This is a genomic window from Pseudomonas sp. RU47 (genome assembly GCF_004011755.1).
In the GTDB taxonomy this organism is placed as follows: Bacteria; Pseudomonadota; Gammaproteobacteria; order Pseudomonadales; family Pseudomonadaceae; genus Aquipseudomonas.
Window position 1 is genome coordinate 3,423,270 of record NZ_CP022411.1, and the last position, 26,131, is coordinate 3,449,400.

Annotated in this window: 23 protein-coding genes; 17 read left to right on the top strand and 6 right to left on the bottom strand. The window is 60.6% G+C overall.

Features of this window, described 5'->3' with window-relative positions; translation table 11 throughout:
* The first annotated feature begins 17 nt into the window (after positions 1-17).
* The 13 genes from arnB (at position 18) to CCX46_RS15525 (ending at position 14,162) form a co-directional block, all read left to right on the top strand.
* Positions 18-1,166 (top strand): UDP-4-amino-4-deoxy-L-arabinose aminotransferase, encoded by a 1,149-nt coding sequence (gene arnB / locus CCX46_RS15460; RefSeq protein ID WP_127927764.1) that lies wholly within the window; start codon positions 18-20, stop codon positions 1,164-1,166.
* Positions 1,163-2,179 (top strand): undecaprenyl-phosphate 4-deoxy-4-formamido-L-arabinose transferase, encoded by a 1,017-nt coding sequence (arnC, locus tag CCX46_RS15465; RefSeq protein ID WP_127927766.1) that lies wholly within the window; start codon positions 1,163-1,165, stop codon positions 2,177-2,179. Before arnB ends, arnC begins: the two co-directional genes overlap by 4 nt.
* Positions 2,176-4,167: a bifunctional UDP-4-amino-4-deoxy-L-arabinose formyltransferase/UDP-glucuronic acid oxidase ArnA gene (gene arnA, locus CCX46_RS15470; RefSeq protein ID WP_127927768.1), complete on the top strand. Its 1,992-nt coding sequence runs from the start codon at positions 2,176-2,178 to the stop codon at positions 4,165-4,167. Before arnC ends, arnA begins: the two co-directional genes overlap by 4 nt.
* Positions 4,167-5,051: a 4-deoxy-4-formamido-L-arabinose-phosphoundecaprenol deformylase gene (arnD, locus tag CCX46_RS15475; protein WP_127927770.1), complete on the top strand. Its 885-nt coding sequence runs from the start codon at positions 4,167-4,169 to the stop codon at positions 5,049-5,051. Before arnA ends, arnD begins: the two co-directional genes overlap by 1 nt.
* Positions 5,048-6,700 (top strand): lipid IV(A) 4-amino-4-deoxy-L-arabinosyltransferase, encoded by a 1,653-nt coding sequence (gene arnT, locus CCX46_RS15480; protein WP_127927772.1) that lies wholly within the window; start codon positions 5,048-5,050, stop codon positions 6,698-6,700. The genes arnD and arnT overlap by 4 nt, the downstream gene beginning before the upstream one ends.
* Positions 6,697-7,041 carry a 4-amino-4-deoxy-L-arabinose-phosphoundecaprenol flippase subunit ArnE gene (gene arnE, locus CCX46_RS15485; protein WP_127927774.1) on the top strand — a complete coding sequence of 115 codons (345 nt, stop codon included), beginning with the start codon at positions 6,697-6,699 and terminating at the stop codon, positions 7,039-7,041. Before arnT ends, arnE begins: the two co-directional genes overlap by 4 nt.
* The gene (gene arnF / locus CCX46_RS15490; RefSeq protein ID WP_127927776.1) at positions 7,038-7,442 is read left to right on the top strand and encodes a 4-amino-4-deoxy-L-arabinose-phosphoundecaprenol flippase subunit ArnF; all 405 of its coding nucleotides are present in this window, start codon (positions 7,038-7,040) and stop codon (positions 7,440-7,442) included. The genes arnE and arnF overlap by 4 nt, the downstream gene beginning before the upstream one ends.
* A complete protein-coding gene (locus CCX46_RS15495) occupies positions 7,439-8,818 on the top strand; it encodes a UDP-glucose dehydrogenase family protein (RefSeq protein ID WP_127927778.1) in 1,380 nt (459 codons plus the stop codon). Before arnF ends, CCX46_RS15495 begins: the two co-directional genes overlap by 4 nt.
* 114 nt (positions 8,819-8,932) lie before the next feature.
* A complete protein-coding gene (locus tag CCX46_RS15500; RefSeq protein WP_127927780.1) occupies positions 8,933-9,445 on the top strand; it encodes a GNAT family N-acetyltransferase in 513 nt (170 codons plus the stop codon).
* Positions 9,446-9,645: 200 nt separating this feature from the next.
* Complete coding sequence (locus tag CCX46_RS15505; RefSeq protein WP_127927782.1) at positions 9,646-10,824, top strand: MFS transporter; 1,179 nt, start codon at positions 9,646-9,648, stop codon at positions 10,822-10,824.
* A gap of 157 nt (positions 10,825-10,981) precedes the next feature.
* Positions 10,982-11,668, top strand: a complete 687-nt coding sequence (locus CCX46_RS15510) for an HPP family protein (RefSeq protein ID WP_127927784.1) — start codon at positions 10,982-10,984, stop codon at positions 11,666-11,668.
* Positions 11,669-11,900: 232 nt separating this feature from the next.
* On the top strand, positions 11,901-13,007 hold the full coding sequence (locus CCX46_RS15520) for an enoyl-CoA hydratase/isomerase family protein (RefSeq protein WP_127927786.1): 1,107 nt from the start codon (positions 11,901-11,903) through the stop codon (positions 13,005-13,007).
* 3 nt (positions 13,008-13,010) lie between these two features.
* Positions 13,011-14,162 carry an acyl-CoA dehydrogenase family protein gene (locus tag CCX46_RS15525; protein ID WP_127927788.1) on the top strand — a complete coding sequence of 384 codons (1,152 nt, stop codon included), beginning with the start codon at positions 13,011-13,013 and terminating at the stop codon, positions 14,160-14,162.
* A 341-nt stretch (positions 14,163-14,503) separates the two neighbouring features.
* On the opposite strand, the gene CCX46_RS15530 is transcribed toward CCX46_RS15525, so the two are convergent.
* The 6 genes from CCX46_RS15530 to CCX46_RS15560 form a co-directional block, all read right to left on the bottom strand.
* Entirely contained in the window at positions 14,504-15,277 is a 774-nt protein-coding gene (locus CCX46_RS15530) for an enoyl-CoA hydratase (RefSeq protein ID WP_110718550.1), read from the bottom strand.
* Between the two features lie 16 nt (positions 15,278-15,293).
* A complete protein-coding gene (locus CCX46_RS15535) occupies positions 15,294-16,421 on the bottom strand; it encodes an acyl-CoA dehydrogenase (protein ID WP_127927790.1) in 1,128 nt (375 codons plus the stop codon).
* A gap of 143 nt (positions 16,422-16,564) precedes the next feature.
* Positions 16,565-17,758 (bottom strand): acetyl-CoA C-acyltransferase, encoded by a 1,194-nt coding sequence (locus tag CCX46_RS15540; protein WP_127927792.1) that lies wholly within the window; start codon positions 17,756-17,758, stop codon positions 16,565-16,567.
* 12 nt (positions 17,759-17,770) lie between these two features.
* Entirely contained in the window at positions 17,771-18,532 is a 762-nt protein-coding gene (locus CCX46_RS15545; protein WP_127927794.1) for an SDR family NAD(P)-dependent oxidoreductase, read from the bottom strand.
* Positions 18,533-18,548: 16 nt separating this feature from the next.
* On the bottom strand, positions 18,549-20,213 hold the full coding sequence (locus CCX46_RS15550) for an AMP-binding protein (protein ID WP_127927796.1): 1,665 nt from the start codon (positions 20,211-20,213) through the stop codon (positions 18,549-18,551).
* A 264-nt stretch (positions 20,214-20,477) separates the two neighbouring features.
* Entirely contained in the window at positions 20,478-21,494 is a 1,017-nt protein-coding gene (locus CCX46_RS15560) for an AraC family transcriptional regulator (protein ID WP_127927801.1), read from the bottom strand.
* A 300-nt stretch (positions 21,495-21,794) separates the two neighbouring features.
* Between CCX46_RS15560 and efeU the strand changes: the two genes are divergently transcribed.
* From efeU to efeO (CCX46_RS15580), 4 genes are read left to right on the top strand one after another with little or no spacing between them, the layout of a single operon-like run.
* Complete coding sequence (efeU, locus tag CCX46_RS15565; RefSeq protein ID WP_077572785.1) at positions 21,795-22,640, top strand: iron uptake transporter permease EfeU; 846 nt, start codon at positions 21,795-21,797, stop codon at positions 22,638-22,640.
* Positions 22,641-22,648: 8 nt separating this feature from the next.
* Positions 22,649-23,848: an iron uptake system protein EfeO gene (efeO, locus tag CCX46_RS15570; RefSeq protein WP_127927803.1), complete on the top strand. Its 1,200-nt coding sequence runs from the start codon at positions 22,649-22,651 to the stop codon at positions 23,846-23,848.
* 18 nt (positions 23,849-23,866) lie between these two features.
* Positions 23,867-25,165: an iron uptake transporter deferrochelatase/peroxidase subunit gene (gene efeB / locus CCX46_RS15575; protein ID WP_127927805.1), complete on the top strand. Its 1,299-nt coding sequence runs from the start codon at positions 23,867-23,869 to the stop codon at positions 25,163-25,165.
* A gap of 27 nt (positions 25,166-25,192) precedes the next feature.
* Positions 25,193-26,017 carry an iron uptake system protein EfeO gene (gene efeO / locus CCX46_RS15580; RefSeq protein WP_127927807.1) on the top strand — a complete coding sequence of 275 codons (825 nt, stop codon included), beginning with the start codon at positions 25,193-25,195 and terminating at the stop codon, positions 26,015-26,017.
* Positions 26,018-26,131 lie beyond the last annotated feature (114 nt).

Here is a 26,131-nt window from a genome sequence, read left to right on the forward strand (position 1 = left end):
GTCGCCCCGAGGTTCTTATGAGTCAAGCGTTTCTGCCGTTTTCCCGGCCGAGTATCGGCGAAGAAGAAATAGCCGCCGTCGAACAAGTATTACGTTCGGGCTGGATTACTACCGGCCCTAAAAACCAGGCACTGGAAGAACAGTTCGCACACTATGTCGGTTGCAAACACGCCGTGGCACTTTCCTCGGCCACCGGTGGCATGCACATCACCTTGTTGGCTTTGGGCATCGGCCCGGGCGACGAAGTCATCACCCCGTCGCAGACCTGGGTGTCGACGGCCAACATGATCTCGCTGCTCGGCGCCACACCGGTATTCGTCGACGTTGACCGCGACACCCTGATGACCGACGCCGCGCGCATCGAAGCGGCAATCACCCCACGCACCAAAGCAATCATCCCGGTGCATTACGCCGGCGCCGCGTTTGATCTCGATCCGCTGTACGCGTTGGCCGACAAACACGGCATCGCCGTCATCGAAGACGCCGCCCACGCAGCCGGTACCCGTTACAAGGGCCGCCACGTCGGCTCGCAGGGCACAGCGATTTTTTCCTTCCACGCGATCAAGAACATGACCTGTGCCGAAGGCGCGATGTTCGTCACCGACGACGAAGCCTTGGCCAGCCGCGTGCGCATGCTCAAATTCCACGGTCTGGGCGTTGATGCCTACGATCGCCTGACCGGTGGCCGCAAGCCGCAGGCCCAGGTGATGGAACCGGGATTCAAATACAACCTCGCCGACATCAACGCCGCGATTGCGTTGGTGCAGCTTGAGCGTCTGGACGCGATCAACGCCCGTCGCTCTGAATTGGCCGCCGCCTACCGGCAAAAACTCGAAGGCCTGCCGGTGCAACCGCTGGCCCTGCCCGCCTACGCGCAGACCCACGCCTGGCACCTGTTCATCCTGCGCATCGACAGCGAGCGCTGCGGCATGGACCGCGAAGCCTTTATGAAAGGTTTGCAGGACCAAGGCATCGGCACCGGTATCCATTTCATCGCCACCCACCTGCACACCTGGTATCGCCAGCGTGACCCCGACCTCTACCTGCCCGACACCGAATGGAACTCGGCGCGGCTGTGTTCGATTCCGCTGTTCCCCGACATGAGCGATCAGGACCTTGATCGCGTGGTCGGCGCCATCGCCACCCTTATGGACAAACGCCCGTGAAAACCTATCCGATCCGCTGTGTGTCGATCGTCATCCCGGTCTACAACGAACAGGACAGCCTGCCGGAACTGCTGCGCCGTACCGAAGCTGCCTGCCGGATGCTGCGTCACGACTATGAAATCGTCCTCGTTGACGACGGCAGCCGTGACGATTCCGCCCACCTTCTGGAAGAAGCCGCGAGCCGTGAAGACAGCCCGTTCGTGGCGGTCATCCTCAACCGCAACTACGGCCAGCACGCAGCAATCATGGCCGGTTTCGAACAATGCAAAGGCGATGTGGTGATCACCCTCGACGCCGACCTGCAGAACCCGCCGGAAGAAATCCCCCGGCTGGTCGCCGAAGCGGAAAAGGGTTACGACGTCGTCGGCACCGTGCGCGGCAACCGCCAGGATTCGGCCCTGCGCCGCTATCCGTCGAAGCTGATCAACCTCGCCGTGCAGCGTTCCACCGGCGTCGCCATGAGCGACTACGGCTGCATGCTCCGCGCCTACCGCCGAACGATCATCGACGCGATGCTCGCCTGCCGTGAACGCAGCACCTTCATTCCGATTCTGGCCAACAGCTTCGCCCGTCACACCACCGAGATTGTCGTCGCCCACGCCGAGCGCGAACACGGCGATTCGAAGTACAGCCCGATGCGTTTGATCAATCTGATGTTCGACCTGATCACCTGCATGACCACCACGCCTCTGCGCTTGCTGAGCATTGTCGGCTTCGCCATGGCCGGCCTCGGCGTGCTGTTTGCCGCCGCACTGATCGTGTTGCGCCTGGTGTTCGGTGCCGGCTGGGCCGGTGACGGCATGTTCGTGCTGTTCGCGGTGTTGTTCGTGTTCACCGGTGGCCAGTTCATCGGCATGGGCCTGCTCGGCGAATACCTGGGGCGCATGTACAGCGACGTGCGCGCCCGCCCGCGTTTCTTCGTGGAAAAAGTCTTGCGCGGCCAACCCGCCATGCCGCCGCGCGCCATCACCGTCGACGGTCTCTCCTCCTCCAATGATCAGGTTCTCTCATGAGCGCACAAACGGTTGTCTTTGCTTACCACGATATCGGCTGCGCCGGCATTCAAGCCCTGCTCGACAGCGGCTATGACATTGCCGCGGTGTTCACTCACGCCGACGACCCGAAAGAGAACGCCTTCTACGCCTCGGTTGCGCAACTGTGCGCACGCAAAGGCATTCCGGTGCACGCCCCGGAAGACGTCAACCACCCGTTGTGGATCGAGCGGATTGCCAAACTCGATCCGGACTACGTGTTTTCCTTCTACTACCGCCACCTGCTGAGCGAATCGTTGCTGGCCACCGCAAAAAAAGGCGCGTTCAACCTGCACGGTTCTCTGTTGCCGAGCTACCGTGGCCGCGCCCCGGCCAACTGGGTGCTGGTCAACGGCGAAAGCGAAACCGGCGTCACCCTGCACCGCATGGTCAAACGTGCCGATGCCGGCGCCATCGTCGCTCAACAACGCGTGGCCATCGAACGCAGCGACACCGCGTTGAGCCTGCACGGCAAATTGCGCATCGCCGCGACGGATCTGCTGCGCGACATTTTGCCAGCGATGCTGCAAGGCAAGATCAGCGAAACCGCGCAGGACGAATCGAAAGCCACGGTGTTCGGTCGTCGCACCGCGGCGGACGGCAAACTGCTCTGGGCCAAACCCGCCGAGCAACTGTTCAACCTGGTGCGTGCGGTGACTCAACCGTATCCGGGTGCTTTCTGCGCGGTCGGTGAGCACAAACTCATCGTCTGGAGCGCCGAAGTCGTCAAAGGCAATGACGGCCAGGCGCCGGGCCGGGTGATCAGTGTCGATCCGTTGCGCATTGCCTGCGGCGAAGATTCGCTGGTGGTCCTTTCCGGCCAGCGCAATGACAGCGGCCTGTTCCTCAGCGGCCCGCAACTGGCCAGTGAACTCGGTCTGGTCGACGGCTCGCTGCTGCGCGGCGCTGAATCCGGCCGTGCGCCGCGTCGCACCCGCGTGCTGATCCTTGGCGTCAACGGTTTCATCGGCAATCACTTGTCCGAACGCCTGCTGCGTGACGACCGCTACGAAGTCTATGGTCTGGACATCGGCTCCGACGCCATCGACCGCCTGCGCAGTCATCCGCACTTCCACTACGTCGAAGGCGACATCAGCATTCACTCCGAGTGGATCGAGTACCACATCAAGAAGTGCGACGTGGTGCTGCCGCTGGTGGCCATCGCCACGCCGATCGAATACACCCGTAACCCGCTGCGCGTGTTCGAACTCGACTTCGAAGAAAACCTCAAACTGGTGCGCTACTGCGTCAAGTACAACAAGCGCGTGATCTTCCCGTCGACCTCGGAAGTCTATGGCATGTCTCAGGACAAGCATTTCGACGAAGACACCTCGAACCTTGTGGTCGGCCCGATCAACAAGCAGCGCTGGATCTACTCCGTCTCGAAGCAACTGCTGGACCGGGTGATCTGGGCGTACGGCGCCAAGGGTTTGAATTTCACCCTGTTCCGCCCGTTCAACTGGATGGGGCCGCGCCTTGATCGTCTGGACTCGGCCCGTATTGGCAGCTCCCGCGCCATCACCCAGTTGATCCTCAATCTGGTCGAAGGCACGCCGATTCGCCTGTTCGACGGCGGCGAGCAGAAACGCTGCTTCACCGACATCGCTGACGGCGTCGAAGCCTTGGCGCGGATCATCGATAACGACAACGACGTCTGCAACGGCCAGATCATCAACATCGGCAACCCGGACAACGAAGCGAGCATCCGTCAGTTGGGCGAAGAGCTGCTGCGTCAGTTCGAAGCGCATCCGTTGCGCGACAACTTCCCACCGTTCGCCGGTTTCCGCGACGTGGAAAGCAAGGCGTTCTACGGTGCGGGTTACCAGGACGTCGAACACCGCAAACCCAGCATCGCCAACGCCAAGCGCCTGCTCGACTGGACGCCGACCGTGGAGATGCGCGAGACCATTGGCAACACGCTCGACTTCTTCTTGCGTGAAGCCATGCTCGAAATCGCGGACAAGCGCTGATGCAGGCCGGTCTACGCATCGACGTCGACACCTATCGCGGCACCCGTGAAGGTGTGCCGCGCTTGCTGGAAATGCTCGATGAAGCGCAGATCAAGGCGACGTTCTTCTTCAGTGTCGGCCCCGACAACATGGGCCGGCATCTGTGGCGCCTGATCCGCCCGCAGTTCCTCTGGAAAATGCTCCGCTCCAACGCCGCCGGCCTGTATGGCTGGGACATTCTGCTGGCCGGTACGGCGTGGCCGGGCAAACCGATTGGCCGCGAACTCGGGCACCTGATGCGTCAGGCCCGCGATGCCGGTCATGAGGTTGGCCTGCATGCGTGGGATCACCACGGCTGGCAGGCCAATGCCGGGCGCTGGAGCAACGCGCAACTGATCGAGCAGATCCGTCAGGGCGTCGACACCTTGAGCGACATTCTCGGCGAGAAAGTCGAGTGCTCGGCCGCCGCCGGTTGGCGTGCGGACGAGCGCGTGATCGAGGCCAAGCAAGCCTTCGAGTTTCGCTACAACAGCGATTGCCGAGGTACGCGGCTGTTTCGTCCGCTGCTGGCCGACGGCACGCCGGGCACGCCGCAGATTCCGGTGGACCTGCCGACCTTCGACGAAATCGTTGGCCCCATCGTCGCAGCGCGGGACTTCAACGGTTTCATCCTTGACCACTTTCGCCCGCAACAACTCAACGTCTACACCATTCACGCCGAAGTCGAAGGGATTCTGATGGCGGAGGCCTTTCGTCAATTGCTGGCCGATGCACGCCAGCGAAATATCGACTTCAAACCGCTGAGCGACTTGTTGCCCGAGTTCTTCAACACCTTGCCCGTGGGTCGGGTGCAACGCGGTGCCCTCGACGGCCGTGAAGGCTGGCTGGGAGTGCAAGGCGCATGATCAAACGCTGGACGCTGCCACTGCTGTTGCTGGGCATTTGTCTGCTGGCCTATCTGCTGCCGCTGGGCACGCACGGTTTGTGGATTCCCGACGAAACCCGTTACGCGCAGATCAGTCAGGACATGCTGCTGAGCGGCAACTGGGTATCGCCGCACTTTATGAGTCTGCGTTACTTCGAGAAGCCGATTGCCGGTTACTGGATGATCGCGCTGGGCCAGGATTTGTTCGGGCAGAACCTGTTCGGTGTGCGCTTTGTCTCGGCACTGAGCAGCGGGTTGAGCGTGTTGCTGTGTTACCTGATCGCCCGGCGCTTGTGGAACCAGCCGCGCAAAAGCTTCGTCTGCGCCCTGCTCTACATGAGTTTCACGATTGTTGCCGGTCAGGCTGGGTACGCCAACCTCGATCCGCAATTCACCTTTTGGGTCAACCTGAGTCTGGTGGCGCTGTGGTTTGCCGTCGACAGCCACACCAGCGGCAAACGCATGGCCGCGTGGGCCGTATTGGGTCTGGCCTGCGGCATGGGCTTCATGACCAAGGGATTCCTCGCCTGGCTGCTGCCGGTGTTGATCGCCCTGCCGTGGATGCTCTGGCAAAAACGCTGGCGTGAACTGCTGATGTTCGGCCCGGTGGCGATTGCCGTGGCGATCCTGATCAGCCTGCCGTGGGTGGTCTCGGTGCATGCGCAGGAGCCGGACTACTGGCGATTCTTCTTCTGGCACGAACACATTCGTCGCTTTGCCGGCGACGATGCGCAACACGACGCGCCGTGGTGGTTCTACCTGCCGCTGCTGGTCGCGTTCAGTCTGCCGTGGGCGGGATTGCTGCCGACGGCGTTCAAGCAAGCCTGGCAAAGCCGCGCTCAGCCCAAAGTCGTATTCCTGCTGCTGTGGCTGCTGATGCCGCTGCTGTTTTTCAGCCTGAGCAACGGCAAATTGCCGACGTACATTCTGCCGTGCCTGCTGCCGATGGCGCTGTTGCTGGGCAATGCGCTGGCCGACCGCTTGCGTCTTGAGCAAGGTCGCGCGCTGAGCATCAATGGCTTGCTGAATCTGTTGCTGGGCGTCGTCACGCTGATTGCGCTGGTGTACCTGCAACTGACCAAACCGGTCTACGACCATGAACTGCACAGCATGGTGCTGGTGTTTATCGCGCTGATCGGCTGGATCATCGCCAACCTGCTGCAAGCCTTTCTGCCGCTGCAATGCTGGGCCGCGCCGGCGCTGGGCAGCCTGTTGCTGATCGCGGTGTTGCCGGCGGCGCTGCCGAAGTCGGTGGTCGCCAACAAGATGCCGGATCAGTTCATCAAGCATCACGTCACCGAACTGGCGCAAACCACCCACCTGCTGAGTAACGACCTCGGTGCCGCGTCCGCACTGGCCTGGCGCCTGAAAACCCCGCAAGTCGCGTTGTACAACACGATAGGCGAATTGAAATATGGCCTTGCCTATCCTGACGGCATTCAACAGCGGGTCGATCCCGATCACGTGCAACAGTGGATGCGCGAGGCACGCCGCAGCGGTGCGGTCGGCGTGGTGATGCGCGTCAAGGGGCAGGACGAACTGGACGAAATCGACAGATTGCCAAAGGACGGCGTCCGTTATGAGCAGGGCAACCTGGTGATCATGATCCTGCCCAAGGAGGCGTCATGAGCCTGTTGCTGCTGTTGGCTGCGTGCCTGCTGACCTGTCTGGGCCAAGTGGCGCAGAAATACGCCGTCGAGAGCTGGCGTGGCGTCGAGTCGGGCTGGGCCGACAAACTGCGCTCGCCGTGGTTATGGCTGGCCCTGCTCGCCCTCGGCTCGGGTCTGTTGGTCTGGCTGCTGGTGTTGCAGCGTCTGGAAGTCGGCATCGCCTACCCGATGCTCAGCCTCAATTTCGTCCTGATCACCCTGATCGCGCGCTTCGTCTTCGGTGAACCCATCGACCGCCAGCATTGGCTTGGCGTGGCGTTGGTGATCGGCGGCGTGGTGTTGCTGGGGCAACAGTCATGAACCAACGTCGTGGCATCACCTTCGCACTGGGCAGCGTGTTCCTCGTCAGCGCTGCGCAACTGGGCATGCGCTGGAGCATGACCCGCCTGCCCGTGCCGGACCAATGGCTGCACATTGACAGCCTCGACTGGCGTGCGCTGGCCGTGGTCATCGCGGCGATTTTTGCCTACGCGCTGTCGATGCTCTGCTGGCTGGCCGCCCTGCGCGATCTGCCGTTGGGCCGGGCTTATTCGCTGCTGAGCATCAGTTATGCGCTGGTTTATCTGCTGGCGGCCAGTCTGCCGCTGTTCAACGAATCCTTCAGTTTCACTCAATCACTGGGCGTGGCGCTGGTCATGCTCGGGGTCATCACCATCAACACGCGTCCGGCTCGTGCGCCCGAATTCAGGAGTGCTCCATGAAAATCACAGTATTTGGCAGCGGTTACGTCGGTCTGGTGCAAGCGGCGGTGTTGGCCGAAGTCGGCCATGATGTCGTGTGCATGGACGTCGACCAGAAGAAGGTCGAGCTGTTGCGCCAGGGCCATGTCAGCATTTTCGAACCGGGGCTGGCCAGCCTCGTTCGTGAGGGTCTGGATTCGAAACGCCTGCAATTCACCACCGATGAACAACTCGCCGTGCAGCACGCTCGGGTGGCGTTTATTGCGGTGGGTACGCCGTCGCGTGAGGACGGTTCGGCGGATCTGCGTTATGTGCTTTCGGTGGGCGACGCGATTGCCCGGCATCGTGAGCAGCCATTGATCATCGTCGAGAAGTCCACGGTGCCGGTGGGCACGGGCGACACCCTGCGCACGCACATCGAAAAAGCCCTGATCAAGGTCGGCCGCCTGCTGCAATTCGATATCGTCTCCAACCCGGAATTCCTCAAGGAAGGCTCGGCGGTTGCCGACTGCCGCCGTCCGGACCGTATCGTTATCGGTTGCGAAGGCGATGAAGTGCGCGACGTGATGCGTGATCTGTACTCGCCGTTCAACCGCAACCATGACCGCATCATGTTCATGGACCTGCGCAGCGCCGAGCTGACCAAGTACGCCGCCAACTGCATGCTGGCGACCAAGATCAGCTTCATCAACCAGATCGCCGAACTCGCCGAACACCTCGGTGCCGACATCGAATCGGTGCGCCAGGGCATCGGTGCCGATACGCGCATCGGTTACCACTTCATCTACCCGGGCTGCGGTTATGGCGGCTCGTGCTTCCCGAAAGACATGCGCGCGTTGATCCACAGCGCCGAAGAAGCGCATTGCTCCAGCGATTTGCTGCAAGCGGTCGAGGCGATCAACCAGCGGCAGAAACACAAGTTGTTCGAGCGCATCAACGCGTTCTACCGCGGTGATCTGCGAGGTAAAACCTTCGCCTTGTGGGGCTTGGCGTTTAAACCGAATACCGACGACATGCGTGACGCGCCGAGCCGCGTGCTGCTGGAGGAGTTGTGGGCCGCTGGTGCCAGTGTGCGCGCCTTCGACCCGGAGGCCATGCAGGAAACCCAGAACCTTTACCCGGACGAATCGAAACTGATGCTGATGGGCACGCCGGAATCGGTATTGCCCGGCGCCGACGCGTTGATCATCTGCACCGAGTGGCAGCAGTTCAAGGCGCCGGATTTCGACCTGATCAAACAGCGCCTCAACACGCCGGTGATCTTCGACGGGCGCAACCTGTACGACGCCGAGCGTCTGGCGCGCAATGGCTTCCAGTACTTCCCGATGGGCCGTGGCGAATCGCGTAAGTTGCCGATCCCGCTGCAGCAGTGGCCGCACGCGTCCGACGTCGCTTGATGACGCCATCACTCTGTACACCGCCCCCCTTGTAGGCGCTGCCGAAGGCTGCGATCTTTTGATCTTGTTTCTTGAAATCCAGATCAACAGATCGCAACCGGCGGCAGCTCCTACATGAACATGATCATTCGCCTCGCAAGGCCCGCTGACGCGTTGGCCCTCCCTGCCATCGAACGCTCGGCTGCCGAGCTGTTCCGTCTTGACCCGCAATTGGCCTGGCTGGCGGATGCCGAGGTGGCGGAGGTTGCGCAACATGTGCGGGCTATCGAGGAGGCGAACGTGTGGGTCGCCGAAAGTACCGAACTGGCAGGGTTTCTCCGCGCAGTCGAAATCGACCAGCACCTGCACATTGAAGAGTTGTCTGTCAGTCAGGCCTTTCAGGGCCAGGGCATCGGTCGACGGCTGGTTTCGGCGGCGATTGAAAACGCGCGCCAGCGGCAATTGAACGCCGTGACATTGACCACGTTTCGCGATCTGCCGTGGAATGCGCCGTTCTATCAGCGCATGGGGTTTATCGAGTTGACGTCCGCACCTACCGCTGGCTATTTGCACGACGCCGTACAGGCCGAAATCGCACTGGGTTTTCCCGCGAACCGCCGCTGCGCCATGCACCTGCCCCTGATTTGAACGCAACGAAAATCCCCTGTGGGAGCGAGCCTGCTCGCGAAGGCGCAGTGTCAGTCAACATTGATGTATCTGACACAACGCATTCGCGAGCAGGCTCGCTCCCACAGGGGATGGTGTTATGGCAGCTTGACCGGTGGTGATTGCCCGGTAAGGATGACGTACGCCCGCCAGGCATTCTCAAATAAGGACATTGACCCTTCGTGGCCACCTACTCGCGCCTCATCCGCCGGTTGATGATCAGCTCGCTGACCGTCGTTATCAGCCGCGCCCTGATCAGCCCGCTACTGACGCTGTTCCTCAGCAACAAGCTCGGCCTCAACCCGCAAGACGTCGGTCTGCTGCTGGGCATTGCGGTGTTCAGCGCCACGCTGTTGTCGTTGTACGGGGGTTACATCATCGATCGGCTCGACAAACGCCAGTTGCTGATCCTGACCATGCTCTCCAGCGGTATCGGCCTGATCCTGCTGACCTTCGCGCAGAATCTGTATCTGGTCACCCTGGTGCTGATCATCAGCGAAACGGCATCGGCGCTGTTCCTCATCTGCTCCAAAGCCATCCTCAGTGAAAACCTGCCAGTCGGCCAACGGGTCAAGGCGTTTTCCCTCAACTACACATTGACCAACATCGGCTATGCCGTCGGCCCGATGATCGGCGTGGTGATTGCCGGGGTGCAGCCCTCTGCGCCCTTTATCGTGGCCGGTGCGATTGCCATCGGCAGCATCTTTCTGCTGCTCGGCGCCGGCCGGGAAGCCAGCCCGATTGCTCCAGTCGCCGCACCGCCGAGTTTTCTGAAAACCCTGATCATCCTGAAAAACGACCGCACGATGATCCTGTTTACCCTGGGCTGCCTGCTCAGCACGCTGGTGCATGGACGTTTCACCCTGTACCTGTCGCAATACCTGCTGGTCACCCACACCCAGCAACAGACGCTGGACACCATGGCCGCCCTGCTCGCCTGCAACGCAATCACGGTGATCCTGTTGCAGTACCAGATCGGCCGCTTGCTCAGCCGTGAACACCTGCGTCACTGGATAGCCGGCGGCACCGCGTTGTTCATCGTCGGGCTGATCGGCTTCAGTCTCGCCGACAGCCTGATCGGTTGGTGCGTGGCGATGTTCATCTTCACCTTGGGCGAGATGATCATTTACCCGGCAGACTTTCTGTTCGTTGACACATTGGCCCCGGAAGACCTGCGCGGCAGCTATTACGGCGCGCAGAATCTGGCGGCGCTGGGTGGTGCGGCCAGCCCAGTCATGTGCGGATTTCTGCTGATGCACACACCGGCGCCGAGCATGTTCTATGCCTTGAGCGCACTGGCGGCGGTGGGCGGCTATTTGTGTTTCGTCAGTGGCCGTCGCGTCGCTTCAATTCAAAATTAATGCACTAAATATGCATTAATATGAATTTGTCAGCATCGATTTTGATCGGCACACTGTGCGGGTTCCTCCCCCAATGTTGGAACGCTTCGAGGGCTTTCCGGATATGCCGGACAAGTCCTTTTTTTTGCCTCGAATTTGCTGCAAGGATCGGATTCACATGCTCGCTCGCTGGTTGCCCGCCGCCATCAATACCCGCCCCACCGAATGGAGCCGTGCCGCGATCGGCATGGCATTGGGCACATTGTTCAGTGTGTGGCTGTGCGCGCAGGTGTTTGGCCATGAAGTCGCCTATCACCTGATCGGACCGCTGGGGGCGTCGGCGGTGTTGCTGTTTGCCGTGTCGTCCGGTGCCCTCGCCCAGCCCTGGTCGATTCTCGGCGGCTACTTGTGTGCCGGCGTCGTGGCGTTGCTGGTGGCCCACGTGCTCGGCCGAACTCTGGGCAGCGCCTGTCTGGCGGCGGGCATGGCGCTGATTCTGATGTGCTGGCTGCGTTGCCTGCATCCGCCCGCTGGCGCGTTGGCGCTGACACTGGTTCTGGCCGATCCCGCAACCATCGCCATGGACTGGAAAGCCATGGAACCGGTAATGCTAGGCGCAGCGTGCATGCTGCTCAGTGCCTTGGCCTACAACAACCTGACCCGCATCCGTTACCCGAAACGTCCGGCAGAACCGGCGCCGGTGCTGACACCGGTCGACAGTCAGGCCATCACCGCCGAAGACCTGAAACTCGCTTTGGCCGACATGGAAGCCTTCATCGACATAACCCCTGAAGACCTCGAACAACTGATCCACGCCAGCGAACTGCACGCCAAACGTCGCAGCATTACCCAAGCCTTCAGTTGAAACCGTGTAGGAGCTGCCGAAGGCTGCGATCTTTTGATCTTTAAAATCAAAGTCAAAAGATCGCAACCTGCGGCAGCTCCTACATGAGCCCGCGTACATTTTCGACCAAGGTAAAAACGCAAACTCCCCCTGCGAATATCCCGGTTGTACACGGCAAATTTGCACTGTTACGATCCAGTAACGCTCGCGCGCGAGCTTTTCGAATAAAGACAATAAAAGCAGGGAGTTACTGATGACAGCTCAGGCTTCATCCCCGCGGACTCAGTCCATGGACGCCACGCAGAACGAAGTGCTGGCCGAGGTTCGCAACCATATCGGTCACCTGACCCTCAACCGCCCCGCCGGTCTCAACGCCATTACCCTCGACATGGTGCGCTTGCTGCAACAGCAACTCGATGCCTGGGCGACTGACGCCAATGTGCATGCAGTGGTTCTGCGCGGTGCCGGTGAAAAAGCCTTCTGCGCCGGTGGCGACATTCGTTCCCTGTACGACAGTTTCAAGAGCGGCGATACGCTGCATGAAGATTTCTTCGTCGAGGAATATGCCCTCGACCTGACGATTCATCACTACCGCAAACCGGTGCTGGCGCTGATGGACGGATTTGTCCTCGGCGGCGGCATGGGCCTGGTACAAGGCGCCGATCTGCGCGTGGTCACCGAGAAGAGCCGACTGGCGATGCCGGAAGTGGCCATCGGTTATTTCCCCGATGTCGGTGGCAGCTATTTCCTGCCGCGCATTCCCGGTGAGCTGGGGATTTACCTGGGCGTCAGCGGCGTGCAGATCCGTGCCGCCGATGCGCTGTATTGCGGCCTCGCCGATTGGTATCTGGACAGCAGCAAACTGGCGCTGCTCGACGAAAAACTCGATCAGATGGAATGGCAAGACACGCCGCTCAAGGCGCTGCAGAATCTATTGGCCAAACACGCCGTGCAGACCTTGCCTGACGCTCCGCTAGAAGCCTTGCGCCCGGCCATTGACCACTTTTTCGCGCTGCCGGATGTGCCGAGCATGGTCGAGCAACTGCGCGCGGTGACCGTCGCCGACAGCCACGAATGGGCGACCACCACGGCTGATCTGCTGGAAACCCGCTCGCCGCTGGCGATGGCAGTGACCCTGGAAATGCTCCGTCGCGGCCGTCACTTGAGCCTGGAACACTGCTTCGCTCTCGAACTGCATCTGGATCGCCAGTGGTTCGCGCGCGGCGACCTGATCGAAGGCGTACGCGCCCTGCTGATCGATAAAGACAAGACACCGCGCTGGAACCCGCCGACCCTCGCTGCGCTGAACGCTACGCATGTCGCGAGTTTCTTCCACGGTTTTGATGAGAGCGGGAGCTGAGCCATGCACGATCTCGAACTGACTGAAGAACAAGTGATGATCCGCGACATGGCCCGGGACTTTGCCCGTGGCGAAATCGCACCCCATGCGCAGGCCTGGGAAAAGGCTGGCTGGATTGACGACGCACTCGTCGCCAAGATGGGTGAGCTCGGTTTGCTCGGCATGGTGGTGCCCGAGGAATGGGGTGGCACCTACGTCGATTACGTCGCTTATGCACTGGCCGTGGAAGAGATTTCCGCCGGTGATGGCGCGACCGGCGCATTCATGAGCATCCACAACTCGGTCGGCTGCGGTCCGGTGCTCAACTACGGCAGCGAAGCACAGAAACAGACCTGGCTGGCGGATCTGGCCAGCGGCAAAACCATCGGCTGCTTTTGCCTGACCGAACCGCAGGCCGGCTCCGAAGCGCATAACCTGCGCACCCGCGCCGAACTGCGTGACGGCCAGTGGGTGATCAACGGCGCCAAGCAATTTGTCAGCAACGGCAAACGGGCGAAGCTGGCGATCGTGTTTGCGGTGACTGATCCGGATCTGGGCAAGAAAGGCATTTCGGCGTTTCTGGTACCGACCGATACCGCCGGTTTTATCGTTGATCGTACTGAGCACAAAATGGGTATCCGTGCCTCCGATACCTGCGCGGTGACGCTGAGTAATTGCAGCATTCCTGAGGCCAATCTGCTCGGTGAGCGTGGTAAAGGTCTGGCGATTGCCCTGTCCAACCTTGAAGGCGGACGTATTGGCATCGCGGCGCAAGCACTGGGTATCGCGCGCGCGGCGTTTGAAGCGGCGTTGGTGTATTCGCGTGACCGTATCCAGTTCGGCAAACCGATCAACGAACACCAGAGCATTGCCAATTTGCTGGCCGATATGCACATGCAGATCAACGCGGCGCGACTGATGATCCTGCATGCGGCGCGACTGCGGACGGCGGGCAAACCTTGCTTGTCCGAGGCTTCGCAGGCCAAGTTGTTTGCGTCGGAAATGGCCGAGAAGGTTTGCTCGTCGGCGATTCAGATTCATGGCGGGTATGGTTATCTGGAGGATTATCCGGTCGAGAAGTATTACCGCGATGCGCGGATTACCCAGATCTATGAAGGCTCGAGCGAGATTCAGCGGATGGTGATTGCGCGGGAGCTGAAGAACTATCAGTTGTAATGGTGTTGGCCCCTTTCCCTCACCCCAGCCCTCTCCCCGAGGGAGAGGGGGCCGACCGAGGTGTCTGGCGTCATACATCGACCTGAAAGATTGAGTCGATTATGGATTTAATAAAGCACCTTCAGGTCGACGTACCTCCCAAGCATCCCCCAATCAGTCCCCTCTCCCTCTGGGAGAGGGTTAGGGTGAGGGGCTTTTGATTTTGATGTATATCAAACCTTAAAAGCTTCGCGAGCAGGCTCGCTCCCACAGAGATCTCCAGCGAACACAGATTGTGTGAACGCCGAGAACCTCATGTGGGAGCGAGCCTGCTCGCGAAGGCGTCAGCTCAGGCACCACATTTATTTGCCTTGGAATGCAGCCTCACGCTTGGCAATAAACGCCGCCATCCCTTCCTTCTGATCCTGCGTGGCAAACGCCGCATGGAACACCCGACGCTCGAAACGCACGCCTTCCGTCAGGTTCACTTCAAAGGCACGATTCACGCTCTCCTTGATCATCATCGCAATCGGCAGCGACTTGCTGGCAATCACCGCCGCCACCTTCAGCGCTTCATCCAGCAACTCATCACTCGGCACAATCCGCGCAACGATGCCGCAACGCTCGGCCTCAACCGCATCGATCAAGCGCCCGCTCAGGCACATCTCCATGGCTTTCGCTTTGCCGACGGCGCGCGTCAGGCGCTGGGTGCCACCCATACCCGGCAACACCCCGAGGTTGATTTCCGGTTGGCCAAACTTCGCGTTATCACCGGCCAGAATAAAGTCGCACATCAACGCCAGCTCACAACCACCGCCGAGGGCAAAACCGTTGACCGCTGCAATGATCGGCTTACGCCGGTTAGCCACGCGATCGCTGTCGCTGAACAGGTCGTCCATGTAGATCTGCGGGTAGGTCAGTTCGGCCATTTCCTTGATGTCGGCACCGGCGGCAAAGGCCTTTTTCGAACCGGTGAGGACAATGCAACCGATGTTCGCATCCGCTTCCAGCGCATCAAGGGCCTGGTTCACTTCGCTGACCAGTTGCGCATTCAGCGCATTCAGCGCCTGCGGGCGGTTGAGGGTGATCAGGCCAACGCGGCCGTGGGTTTCGAGCAGAATGGTTTCGTACGTCATGAATAAAAATTCCTTCTTAAAGATTGCGCGAAATGACCATGCGCTGAATATCGCTGGTGCCTTCGTAGATCTGGCAGACGCGTACGTCGCGGTAGATACGTTCCAGCGGGAAGTCGTTGAGGTAACCGTAACCGCCGAGGGTTTGCAACGCCATCGAACAGACCTTCTCGGCCATCTCCGAGGCGAACAGTTTGGCCATCGACGCCTCGACCAGTGCTGGTTGACCGCTGTCACGCAGGGCGGCGGCGTAATGCACCATTTGCCGGGCGACGGCGATTTGCGTGGCCATGTCGGCCAGGCGGAATGCTACCGCCTGATGCTCGATGATCGGCTTGCCGAAGGTGTCGCGCTCACGGGCATAATCGCGCGCCGCTTCAAATGCGGCGCGGGCCATGCCTACCGATTGCGACGCAATGCCGACGCGGCCACCTTCAAGATTGGCCAGCGCAATCTTGTAGCCCTCGCCCTCTTCACCCAAACGGTTGGCCACCGGCACTTTCACATCTTCAAAGAGAATCTGGCAGGTGTCGGACGCGTGTTGACCGAGCTTGTCTTCGACGCGAGCGACTTTGTAGCCCGGTGAATCGGTCGGCACGATAAATGCGCTGATGCCGCGTTTGCCGGCACTCGGATCGGTCACCGCAAACACAATCACGATTCCGGCGTTTTGCCCCGAGGTGATGAACTGTTTGCAGCCGTTCAGCACGTAATGATCGCCGTCCAGCCGTGCCCGTGTTTTCAGGCTGCTGGCGTCGGAACCGGCCTGCGGTTCGGTCAATGCAAACGCGCCAAGCATCTCGCCGCTGGCCAGCGGTTTGAGAAAACGTTCGCGCTGATCGTCGTTGCCGAACTTGAGGATCGGCACGCAGCCGACCGAGTTGTGCACGCTCATGATCGTCGAGCAGGCGCCGTCGCCGGCGGCGATTTCTTCCAAGGCCATGGCGTACGCCAGATAACCGGTGTCGCAGCCGCCCCACTGCTCCGGCACGAGCATGCCGAAGAAGCCCAGTTCAGCCATCTGGCCAATGGCTTCCTTGGGGAAACGGTGCTCGCGATCCCACTCGGCGGCGAACGGCTTCAAGCGTTCCTCGGCAAACTGCCGGGCCATGTCGCGGATCTGGGTTTGGTCTTCGTTGGGAATCATGGGGAATCCTTAAATATCAGTCGCACCGCTTTCACCTGTAGGAGTGAGCCTGCTCGCGATAGCGGTGGGTCATATAAATCAGTGGTGACTGACACGACGTCATCGCGAGCAGGCTCACTCCTACAAGGGGATTGGCGTTTGCTTCAATACACGCATTCCACGGCCATAGCCGTCGCTTCGCCGCCGCCAATGCAGATCGCCGCGATACCGCGTTTGAGCTTCTTCTGGCGCAGTGCCGACAGCAACGTCACCAGAATCCGCGCACCCGACGCGCCGATCGGATGACCCAGTGCGCAGGCACCGCCATGCACATTCAGCTTGTCATGGGGGATTTCCAGGTGCGTCATCGCCGCCATGCCAACCACGGCAAACGCCTCGTTGACCTCGAACAGATCGACATCACCCAGCGACCAACCGGTTTTCTTGATCAGTTTCTTGATCGCACCAATCGGCGCCACCGGGAACAGGCCTGGGGTGTCGGCAAACGCGGCATGACCGTGAATCACCGCCAACGGCTTCAGTCCGAGTTTCTGCGCTTGCGACTGACGCATCAGCACCAGTGCCGCCGCGCCGTCCGAGATCGAACTGGAGTTCGCCGCCGTCACCGTGCCGCCCTCACGGAACGCCGGTTTCAGCGAGGCCACTTTGTCGAGTTTGGCTTTCGGCGGCTGCTCGTCATGGCTGATCAGCACCTGTTCTTTGCCGACGGTCACGGTCAGCGGGACGATCTCGTCCTTGAAACTGCCGTCCTTGATCGCCTGCTGTGCGCGTGTGGTCGAGGCAATGGCAAAAGCGTCCTGCGCCTCACGGCTGAAGTGATTGGTCTCGGCGCAATCCTCAGCGAAGGTGCCCATCAGGCGCCCTTTGTCGTAAGCGTCTTCGAGACCGTCGAGGAACATTGAGTCGAGCACACGGCCATGGCCCATGCGGTAACCGGCGCGGGCACGATCGAGCAGATACGGCGAGTTGGACATGCTTTCCATGCCACCGGCGATCACCACATCGGCGCTGCCAGCGATCAGCATATCGTGGGCGAGAATGGTGGTTTCCATGCCCGAGCCGCACATCTTGTTGACGGTGGTGCAACGGGTCGATTTATCCAGCCCGGCGCCCAACGCAGCCTGACGCGCAGGCGCCTGACCGAGGCCCGCAGGCAATACGCAACCAAACAACACTTCATCGACTGCATCGCTGGCGACACCGGCGCGTTCAACCGCAGCCTTGATCGCCGCAGCACCGAGTTGCGGCGCGGTGAGATTTTTCAGTTCGCCCTGAAAGCCGCCCATTGGCGTGCGCACGGCGCTGACGATAACAATCGGATCGTTGGAAATAGTCATGACAAATCCTCCTTACTTGGCGGCCATACGCAAGGCGCCGTCGAGACGGATCACCTCGCCGTTGAGCATGCTGTTTTCGATGATATGCCGAACCAGCGCGGCGTACTCGGCAGGCTTGCCCAGGCGCGGCGGGAACGGCACGCCGGCGGCCAGCGAATCGCGGACTTCCGGGGTCATGCCGGCCATCATCGGCGTTTCGAAAATACCTGGGGCGATGGTCATCACGCGGATGCCGAAGCGCGCCAGTTCACGGGCGGCTGGCAGCGTCAGACTGGCGATCGCGCCTTTGGAGGCGGAATAAGCCGCTTGGCCGATCTGACCGTCGAACGCCGCGACCGATGCAGTGTTGATGATCACGCCGCGTTCGCCATCAGCGTTTGGCTCGGATTCGGCAATCGCCGCAGCGGCCAGACGCAGCATGTTGAAGCTGCCGATCAGGTTGACGTTGATCACTTGGGCGAAGCTGCTCAGCGCATGCGGGCCGTTCTTGCCGAGGATCTTCTCGCCACGGACGATACCGGCGCAGTTGACCAGACCGTTGAGGCTGCCAAAGGCTTTTACCGTCGCCTGCACGGCAGCTTCAGCGGCGGCTTCGTTGCTGATGTCGGCGACCACACTTTGTGCGCCCAGACGCTGAGCCTGAGCGGCGACGGCTTCGGCGTTCATGTCCACCAGCATCACTTTGGCGCCGGCACTGACCAACAATTCAGCGGTGGCTGCACCGAGGCCCGATGCGCCGCCGGTGACGATAAAAACCTTGTTCTCGATCTGCATGACTGTATTTCCTGATTCAAGCTGAAACGTTATGCGCCGCAGCCTCTTGAGCTTTGGCGATTTCCTGGTTGCGCAAGATAAAGCGCTGCAATTTGCCACTTGGGGTCTTGGGCAATTCGCTGACAAATTCAATTTCACGTGGGTACGAATGCGCCGCCAGACGCTTGCGCACGTGTTGGCGCAGTTCTTCGGCCAGCTCCGGCGCGGCGCGGTATTGCGCACTCAATACGACAAAAGCTTTGACCAGCTCGGTGCGTTCCGGATCGGGTTTGCCGACCACCGCTGCTTCGACCACCGCCGGGTGTTCGATCAGCGCGCTTTCCACGTCGAACGGGCCGACGCGGTAGCCGGAGGTGGTGATCACGTCATCGCTGCGACCGACGAAGCTGATGCTGCCGTCCGGGTTCCATTCCACGGTGTCGCCGCTCAGGTAGTAATCGCCGACGAAGGCTTTGGTCGGCGCGCCTTCATAACCGCCGAACCAGCACATCGGCGATTGCGGCCGGTCGATGGCGAGAATGCCCGGCTGACCGACGCCGAGTTCGTTGTACTGCTCATCCAGCACGACGATGCGATGGCCCGGCGAGGCGAAACCGGCGGCGCCGACGTGCACCGCGTGATCGAGGCCGTGGTGGTTGCACAGGACCATGCCCAGTTCGGTCTGACCGTAATGGTCATGAATGACCACATCGAGGTTGTCGGCGAACCAACGAATCACTTCCGGGTTAAGCGGCTCACCGGCGCTGCTGACGATGCGCAATTTGCCTTTGATCGACTTGGCGAACTCATCGCCGCCGGCAATCAACAAACGATAAGCCGTTGGCGATCCGGTGAGATTGGTGATGCCGTACTTGTTGATCACCCGGCAGGTGCTTTCGAGGGTGAACGGGCCATCGTAGAAGGTGATCGGATGGCCCATCGACAACGGGCCGGTGACGCCGAAATAGATGCCGTAGGCCCAGCCCGGATCGGCGACGTTCCAGAATGAATCTTCCGGGCGCAGATCGACGGCATCGCGGGTGTAACTCTGGAAGGCGACGATGGCTTTGAGTGGCACCGACAGCGCTTTCGACGGGCCGGTGGTGCCTGAGGTGAACATCAGCAAAAACGGGTCTTCACCCGTCAGCAATACCGGTTCGCAGACGCTGGAATGGTTGGCCAGTTCGGCCCAGAAACTGAAGTCGCCACGGACGATGCCCTGGCCTTTCGCGCCGCCGACGGTGACGAGGGTCGGGCAATCGGCGACTTCAGCGAGTTTCGGCCGGTTGACCGCGTCGGTGACCACGACTTTGGCGCCGGAGCTGTTCAGGCGATGTTCGAGGGCTTTCGGGCCGAACGCGGTGAACAGCGGCTGATACACCGCGCCAATGCGCCAGGTGGCCAACACAGTGATGAGCAATTCAACGTTGCGCGGCAGCAGACCGGCGACCTTGTCACCCTTCTGTACGCCTTGGGCGAGAAGAAAATTGGCGAAGCGCGCGGCTTTGTCTTGCAGATCGCTGAAGGTGTACGTCGCACTGGCGCCGTCGCGGCCTTCCCAGAACAGCGCAATGCGCCCCGGCAAGGCATGGCGGTCGCAGCATTCGACGCAGGCGTTGAGCGCCTCAAGCGTACCGCTGAGCGCGGCATCCACGGTGTGCTGATAGTTGAACTGTGCGGTGGCAGACAAGTAATCGCGCATTGCCAGAATCCCTCTGTTTTTTATTAGGCTGGGAAGCGTAAACAACAGAGGGATAGTCGCGCTGTGCGGGGGCTGGGGCAATGGTCAAAGCTATCAATGTGGCTGACTGGTTTGGCCATGCCCTGCCACACCGATCGTTCCCACGCTCTGCGTGGGAATGCAGCCTCGGACGCTCTGCGTCCGCTCCAGAACTGGAACGCGGAGCGTCCCTTGAGGCATTCCCACGCGGAGCGTGGGAACGATCAAGCGGCGGGATGTGTTGGGTCAGACAACCTCGTTCAGGATCAACGTGCGATAGTGGCCCGGATTGGACCCCGACCACTTGCGAAACGCCTTGTAGAACGAACTCGCATCGGCAAACCCCAAGCGGCTGGCAATCTCGACAAAACTGATAGAAGGTTCCGCCAGCCAGATAATCGCCAACTCCTTGCGCACGCTGTCCTTGAGGCCTTGATAGGTCTGCCCTTCCTCGGCCAGTCGCCGGCGCAAGGTCGAGGCCGACATGCACAACTGTTGCGCCAGTGCCTCGGTTTCCGGCCATTGTTCAGCGGGCAGTTGTCGCAGGTCGTGTTTGATCCGACTGGCCAGACTCTGCGGGTCGCGGTACTTCACCAGAATGTTCGCCGGTGCATGAGCTAGAAAGCGTTTCAGTTCTTCCGCGCTGCGCTTGATCGGCAGATCGAGGCAATCCGCCGAGAAAATCATCCGCGTACGCGGCCGCTCGAAACGCAGGTTTTCCGAGAACATCACCCGGTAATCATCGGTGAAGTCCGGCGCCGCGCAGCGCAGTTCGATGGCCAGAATCGGAATCCGCCGCCCGGCCAGCCAGCAGGCCACGCCGTGGACGATCATCCAGTAGGTGAAATAAGTGAAGGCGCGGCGTGGATCGGGGTCATCCTCCAGCAGGACGATTTCCGCGAGACTTTGCTGGTGCACCAGTTGCGCCGGCATGCGTTCAAGCATCAATGACAGAAAGCTCAGGCCCGTGCTCAAACCCGCTGCCAGCGTCGGTTGCGCCATCGCGCTGCGACAGAGGAATTCAAGGCTGCCGGACTTGAGCTTGCGCGGGTCCATGCCGAAGAACTCGTCATCGCCACGGCGGGCCAGCAAGCGCCAGAGCTTTGCGTACTGCGAGGCCGGCACCCGGCTGTGTTCGGTTGGCAGCAACGCCGGATCAATCCCGACCTTGTTCAAGACCTCTTCGGTGGCTGCGCCCGGGGCACAACTTTGCAGCAGCGCTTCACGCACCAGTTGAACGGCGATGGTGTCTTTTTCCGACATGGAGCGCGGTTAACCTTGTTGTTTTGGGTGGTGGGCATATTACCGCAGCTAACACAAATACCCATGCAGGAGCTGCCGAAGGTTCGGGCCGCGATCGGACGATCTTTTGATTTATAGAATCAAGATCAAAAGATCGCAGCCTTCGGCAGCTCCTACAGGGTTCCGGTGTCACCCGCATGAGAATGGTTGTTCTTTACTTTGTTCAGCTTGTGTTCAGGTTTATGTCAATCAATGTCATGTGAGAATGACTTTCATTATGTTACAACTTGTAACCTCTTCGAATGACTTGTTGGATACCGAATGCTCGTTCCCTTCCTGATCATGCTGCGCGAAGGCATTGAAGCCGCGCTGATCGTTGGCATTATCGCCAGTTACCTCCAGCAAACCGGCCGTGGTCAATGGATGCCCGCCGTGTGGATCGGCGTGTTTCTCGCCGCAGCCCTCGCCCTGCTGGTCGGCGGTGGACTGGAGTTGGTCAGCGCTGAATTCCCGCAAAAGCAGCAGGAGCTGTTCGAGGGCATTGTCGGCCTGGTGGCCGTGGGCATTCTCAGCTCCATGGTGTTCTGGATGCGCAAGGTCGCGCGCTCGATCAAGCATTCGCTGCAAGCCTCACTGGATCAGGCGCTGACTTCTTCGAAGCATCAAGTGATCGCCTTGATCGCCATGGTGTTTTTCGCTGTCGCCCGGGAAGGTCTGGAAACAGTGTTTTTCCTGCTCGCGGTGTTCCAGCAGAGCGAAGGCCCGGGCGCGCCGATCGGTGCCCTGCTCGGTTTGATTCTGGCGATCATCGTCGGCTTCCTGATCTACAGCGGCAGCATGCGCCTCAACCTTTCGGCGTTCTTCAAGTGGACCGGCCTGTTCATTCTGGTGGTCGCCGCCGGGATTCTTGCCAACTCGGTGCAGGCGCTGCATGAAGCCGGGCTGTGGAATCACCTGCAAACCGTGCTGTTCGACTTCAGCGCGACGCTGCCGATGGACGGCCCGCTGGGCTCGGTGCTGGCCGGCATGTTCGGTTATCAGGATGCGCCGACCGTCAGCACTCTCGGGGCGTATCTGATCTATCTGCTGGTGGCACTGGTGATGTTCTTTTACCCGGCTCCCGCGCCGAAGCCTTCCGCACAATCGTCTTCCGTTTCCAGCCAATAAGGGCATTCATGTCAAAGCCTAACTCTCCTCAGGCCTCCCCTCCCCGCGCCTTGCGCTGGGCGGTGGCCGGCTCGGTGGTGGTGATGATCGCCGCCGGCGGCCTGTTTTATTACGCCTCGAAAATGGCCGCGGCCAAGCGTCAGCACAATCACGATGAAGTGGTGGTGAATATTCACCCGGGCAACTGCGAGCCGAATGCACTGACGGTGCCGGCAGGGCACGCCAGTTTCCGCATCGTCAATCGCTCCGACCGTGCGGTGGAATGGGAAATTCTCGACGGCGTACTCGTCGTCGAGGAGCGTGAAAACATTGCGCCAGGCCTGAGTCAGGTGATCAACGCCAATCTGCAACCCGGCGATTACGCGATCACCTGCGGCCTGCTGAGCAACCCGCGCGGCACCTTGCACGTGACGCCAACCGCTGCCTCCGACGCTGCCGCCAAAGCCAAACCATCAATGGTCGCTTTCATCGGGCCGTTGTCGGAGTTCCGTGTGTACCTGGCCAGCCAGAGCAGCGTGCTGATCAAAGCCGTGACGGCGCTCAATCAAGCCATTGAAAGCGGCGATTTGGCTCAGGCTCAGGCGCTGTATCTGCCCGCACGTGCGGCTTATCAACATCTGGCCCCGGCCGCGCAGCGTCTGGCTGAACTGGACAACAGCATCAATGCCCGCGCCGATTACTTCGAAAAACGCGAGCAGGATCCAGCGTTCGTCGGTTTCCACCGTCTCGAATTCGGCCTGTTCCAACAGCGCAAACTCGACGATCTGACGCCGGTCGCCCAGCGTCTGCTCAGCGATGTCACCACGCTCAAACAGCAATTGCTCGCGCAGTCGCTGCCACCGGAGCAACTGGTCAACGTCATCGTGCGCAACCTCAACACCTTGGCCGACGTCCGCGCCGCCAGCGGTGAAGAGGAACGCTACAGCCACAGCGACCTCAACGGTTTCGCCGCCAATGCGCAAACCGCGCGCAAAGTCGTCGATCTGCTGCGGCCAATGCTGAGCAAATCTGCCGCCGACCTGTTGCCGAAAATCGACAAGGCACTGGCGGACTTCGACAGCGAACTCGACAGCTACAAGATCAAGGACGGCTACGCCAGCTACGACTCCATCAGCGGCGCACAACGCAAGCAGATCGCCGACAAGGCTCAGGCTCTGGCCGACGCACTGGATGGCATCGATCCCGCCCTCGGCCTTTCCGGCCTGTAAGCAGAAGACCCATTCCCGATGAAAGATTCAGAAAACCTCAACCTGCAACGTCGCCGTGTCCTGATGGGCATGGGCGCCGCCGGTGTCGCCCTCGCTGGTTCCGCCCTGAGCTGCCCGGCCATGGCCGCCGCGCCGGCGCAAGTCACCGAAGCGCCGAGCAGCGACAAGACCGAAGACCGCCACGATTTTCACGGCATGCACCAGACCGGCATCGTCACCCCGCGTCCGGCCTCGGGCATGCTGGTTTCATTCGATGTGTTGGCCAGTGATCGCGAAGACCTCGAGCGGCTGTTTCGTACGCTCAACGAGCGCATCGCGTTTCTGATGACGGGTGGCCCCGTCGCGCAGATCGATCCGAAACTGCCACCGCCAGATTCCGGCATCCTCGGCCCGAACGTGACGCCGGACAACCTGACCATCACCGTTTCCGTCGGCGAGTCGCTGTTCGACGAGCGCTTCGGTCTGGCCGACGCCAAACCCAAACGCCTGATCCGTATGGTCGGTTTCCCCAACGATGCGCTGGACGCCGACTGCTGCCATGGCGACCTGAGCCTGCAGTTCTGCTCGAACACCGCCGACACCAACATTCACGCCCTGCGCGACATCGTCAAAAACCTGCCCGACCTGCTGCTGGTGCGCTGGAAACAGGAAGGCAGCGTGCCGCCGCAAGCCCCGGCGAAACCGGGCGTGCCGGCACAATCGGCGCGCAATTTCCTCGGTTTCCGCGACGGCTCGGCCAACCCGGATTCCAACGATGGCAAAGCCATGGATAGCCTGGTCTGGGTGCAACCGGGCAGCGATGAACCGGCTTGGGCCGCCCACGGCAGCTATCAGGCTGTGCGGATCATCCGCAACTTCGTCGAGCGCTGGGATCGCACGCCGTTGCAGGAGCAGGAAAGCATCCTTGGCCGGGTCAAAACCACCGGTGCACCGATGGGTGGCCAGCATGAAAGCGAGGTCCCCGATTACAGCAAGGACCCGGCGGGCAAACTGACCAAACTCGACGCGCACATTCGCCTGGCTAATCCGCGCACGGCTGCGACTCAGGCCAACCTGATCCTGCGCCGGCCGTTCAACTATTCCAACGGCGTGAACAAGAACGGCCAGCTCGACATGGGCCTGTTGTTCATCTGTTACCAGGCCGATCTGGAAAAAGGCTTCATCACCGTGCAGACCCGCCTCAACGGCGAACCACTGGAGGAATACCTCAAACCGGTCGGCGGCGGCTACTTCTTCACCCTGCCGGGTGTCACCGGCGACAAGGACTTCATCGGTCGCTCGCTGCTCAACGCCACACAACCGAAAACCGCTGCATAAAACAATCTCAACACTGGAGCCGCCCCCATGAAAAAGACGCCACTCGCGTTATTGCTGACCCTTGGTTTGCTCAACACCCCGCTGTCGGCGTTTGCCGCGACAGCGCCGCTGGATCTGGTCGGGCCGGTTTCGGACTACAAGATTTACGTCACCGAAAAACTCGATGAACTGGGCAGCCACACTCAACAATTCACCGATGCGGTGAAGAAAGGCGACCTGGCCACTGCGCAAAAGCTCTACGCGCCGACCCGCGTTTACTACGAGTCGATCGAGCCGATTGCCGAACTGTTCAGTGACCTTGATGCGTCCATCGACTCCCGTGTCGACGATCACGAGCAAGGCGTGAAAGCAGAAGATTTCACCGGTTTCCACCGCATCGAATACACGCTGTTCTCGGAGAAAAGCACTCAGGGCCTGAACGCGCTGGCGGACAAGCTCAACAGCGACGTCAAAGACCTGCAAACCCGCGTGGCTGGTCTGACTTTCCCGCCTGAGAAAGTCGTCGGTGGTGCTGCCGCACTGCTGGAAGAAGTCGCTGCGACCAAGATCTCCGGCGAAGAAGATCGCTACAGCCACACCGACCTGTATGACTTCCAGGGCAATATCGACGGTGCGAAGAAAATCGTTGATCTGTTCCGTCCGCAAATTGAAGAACAGGACAAGGCGTTTGTCGCGAAGGTCGACAAGAACTTTGCCACGGTCGACAAGATTCTGGCCAAGTACAAGACCAAGGACGGCGGTTTCGAGACGTATGACAAGGTGAAGGATAACGACCGTAAAGCGCTGGTTGGGCCGGTGAATACACTGGCGGAAGACCTGTCCACGTTGCGTGGCAAGTTGGGTCTGAATTAAGTTTTGTAGCGCCTGTTGAGGCCCTATCGCGAGCAGGCTCACTCCTACATTAGGAATGCGTTCCCCTGTAGGAGTGAGCCTGCTCGCGATAGCGGTTGTATGACCGCTACAAAT

Bases quoted from the DNA above. Each gene is read 5' to 3' on its own strand.
- arnD (WP_127927770.1), top strand. From the start codon at position 4,167: ATGCAGGCCGGTCTACGCATCGACGTCGACACCTATCGCGGCACCCGT.
- arnB (WP_127927764.1), top strand. From the start codon at position 18: ATGAGTCAAGCGTTTCTGCCGTTTTCCCGGCCGAGTATCGGCGAAGAA.
- arnF (WP_127927776.1), top strand. From the start codon at position 7,038: ATGAACCAACGTCGTGGCATCACCTTCGCACTGGGCAGCGTGTTCCTC.
- CCX46_RS15525 (WP_127927788.1), top strand. From the start codon at position 13,011: ATGCACGATCTCGAACTGACTGAAGAACAAGTGATGATCCGCGACATG.
- efeO (WP_127927807.1), top strand. From the start codon at position 25,193: ATGAAAAAGACGCCACTCGCGTTATTGCTGACCCTTGGTTTGCTCAAC.
- CCX46_RS15510 (WP_127927784.1), top strand. From the start codon at position 10,982: ATGCTCGCTCGCTGGTTGCCCGCCGCCATCAATACCCGCCCCACCGAA.
- CCX46_RS15550 (WP_127927796.1), bottom strand. From the start codon at position 20,213: ATGCGCGATTACTTGTCTGCCACCGCACAGTTCAACTATCAGCACACC.
- CCX46_RS15500 (WP_127927780.1), top strand. From the start codon at position 8,933: ATGAACATGATCATTCGCCTCGCAAGGCCCGCTGACGCGTTGGCCCTC.
- CCX46_RS15535 (WP_127927790.1), bottom strand. From the start codon at position 16,421: ATGATTCCCAACGAAGACCAAACCCAGATCCGCGACATGGCCCGGCAG.
- CCX46_RS15530 (WP_110718550.1), bottom strand. From the start codon at position 15,277: ATGACGTACGAAACCATTCTGCTCGAAACCCACGGCCGCGTTGGCCTG.
- CCX46_RS15560 (WP_127927801.1), bottom strand. From the start codon at position 21,494: ATGTCGGAAAAAGACACCATCGCCGTTCAACTGGTGCGTGAAGCGCTG.
- efeO (WP_127927803.1), top strand. From the start codon at position 22,649: ATGTCAAAGCCTAACTCTCCTCAGGCCTCCCCTCCCCGCGCCTTGCGC.
- efeB (WP_127927805.1), top strand. From the start codon at position 23,867: ATGAAAGATTCAGAAAACCTCAACCTGCAACGTCGCCGTGTCCTGATG.
- CCX46_RS15540 (WP_127927792.1), bottom strand. From the start codon at position 17,758: ATGACTATTTCCAACGATCCGATTGTTATCGTCAGCGCCGTGCGCACG.
- CCX46_RS15545 (WP_127927794.1), bottom strand. From the start codon at position 18,532: ATGCAGATCGAGAACAAGGTTTTTATCGTCACCGGCGGCGCATCGGGC.
- arnT (WP_127927772.1), top strand. From the start codon at position 5,048: ATGATCAAACGCTGGACGCTGCCACTGCTGTTGCTGGGCATTTGTCTG.
- efeU (WP_077572785.1), top strand. From the start codon at position 21,795: ATGCTCGTTCCCTTCCTGATCATGCTGCGCGAAGGCATTGAAGCCGCG.
- arnE (WP_127927774.1), top strand. From the start codon at position 6,697: ATGAGCCTGTTGCTGCTGTTGGCTGCGTGCCTGCTGACCTGTCTGGGC.
- CCX46_RS15495 (WP_127927778.1), top strand. From the start codon at position 7,439: ATGAAAATCACAGTATTTGGCAGCGGTTACGTCGGTCTGGTGCAAGCG.
- CCX46_RS15520 (WP_127927786.1), top strand. From the start codon at position 11,901: ATGACAGCTCAGGCTTCATCCCCGCGGACTCAGTCCATGGACGCCACG.
- arnA (WP_127927768.1), top strand. From the start codon at position 2,176: ATGAGCGCACAAACGGTTGTCTTTGCTTACCACGATATCGGCTGCGCC.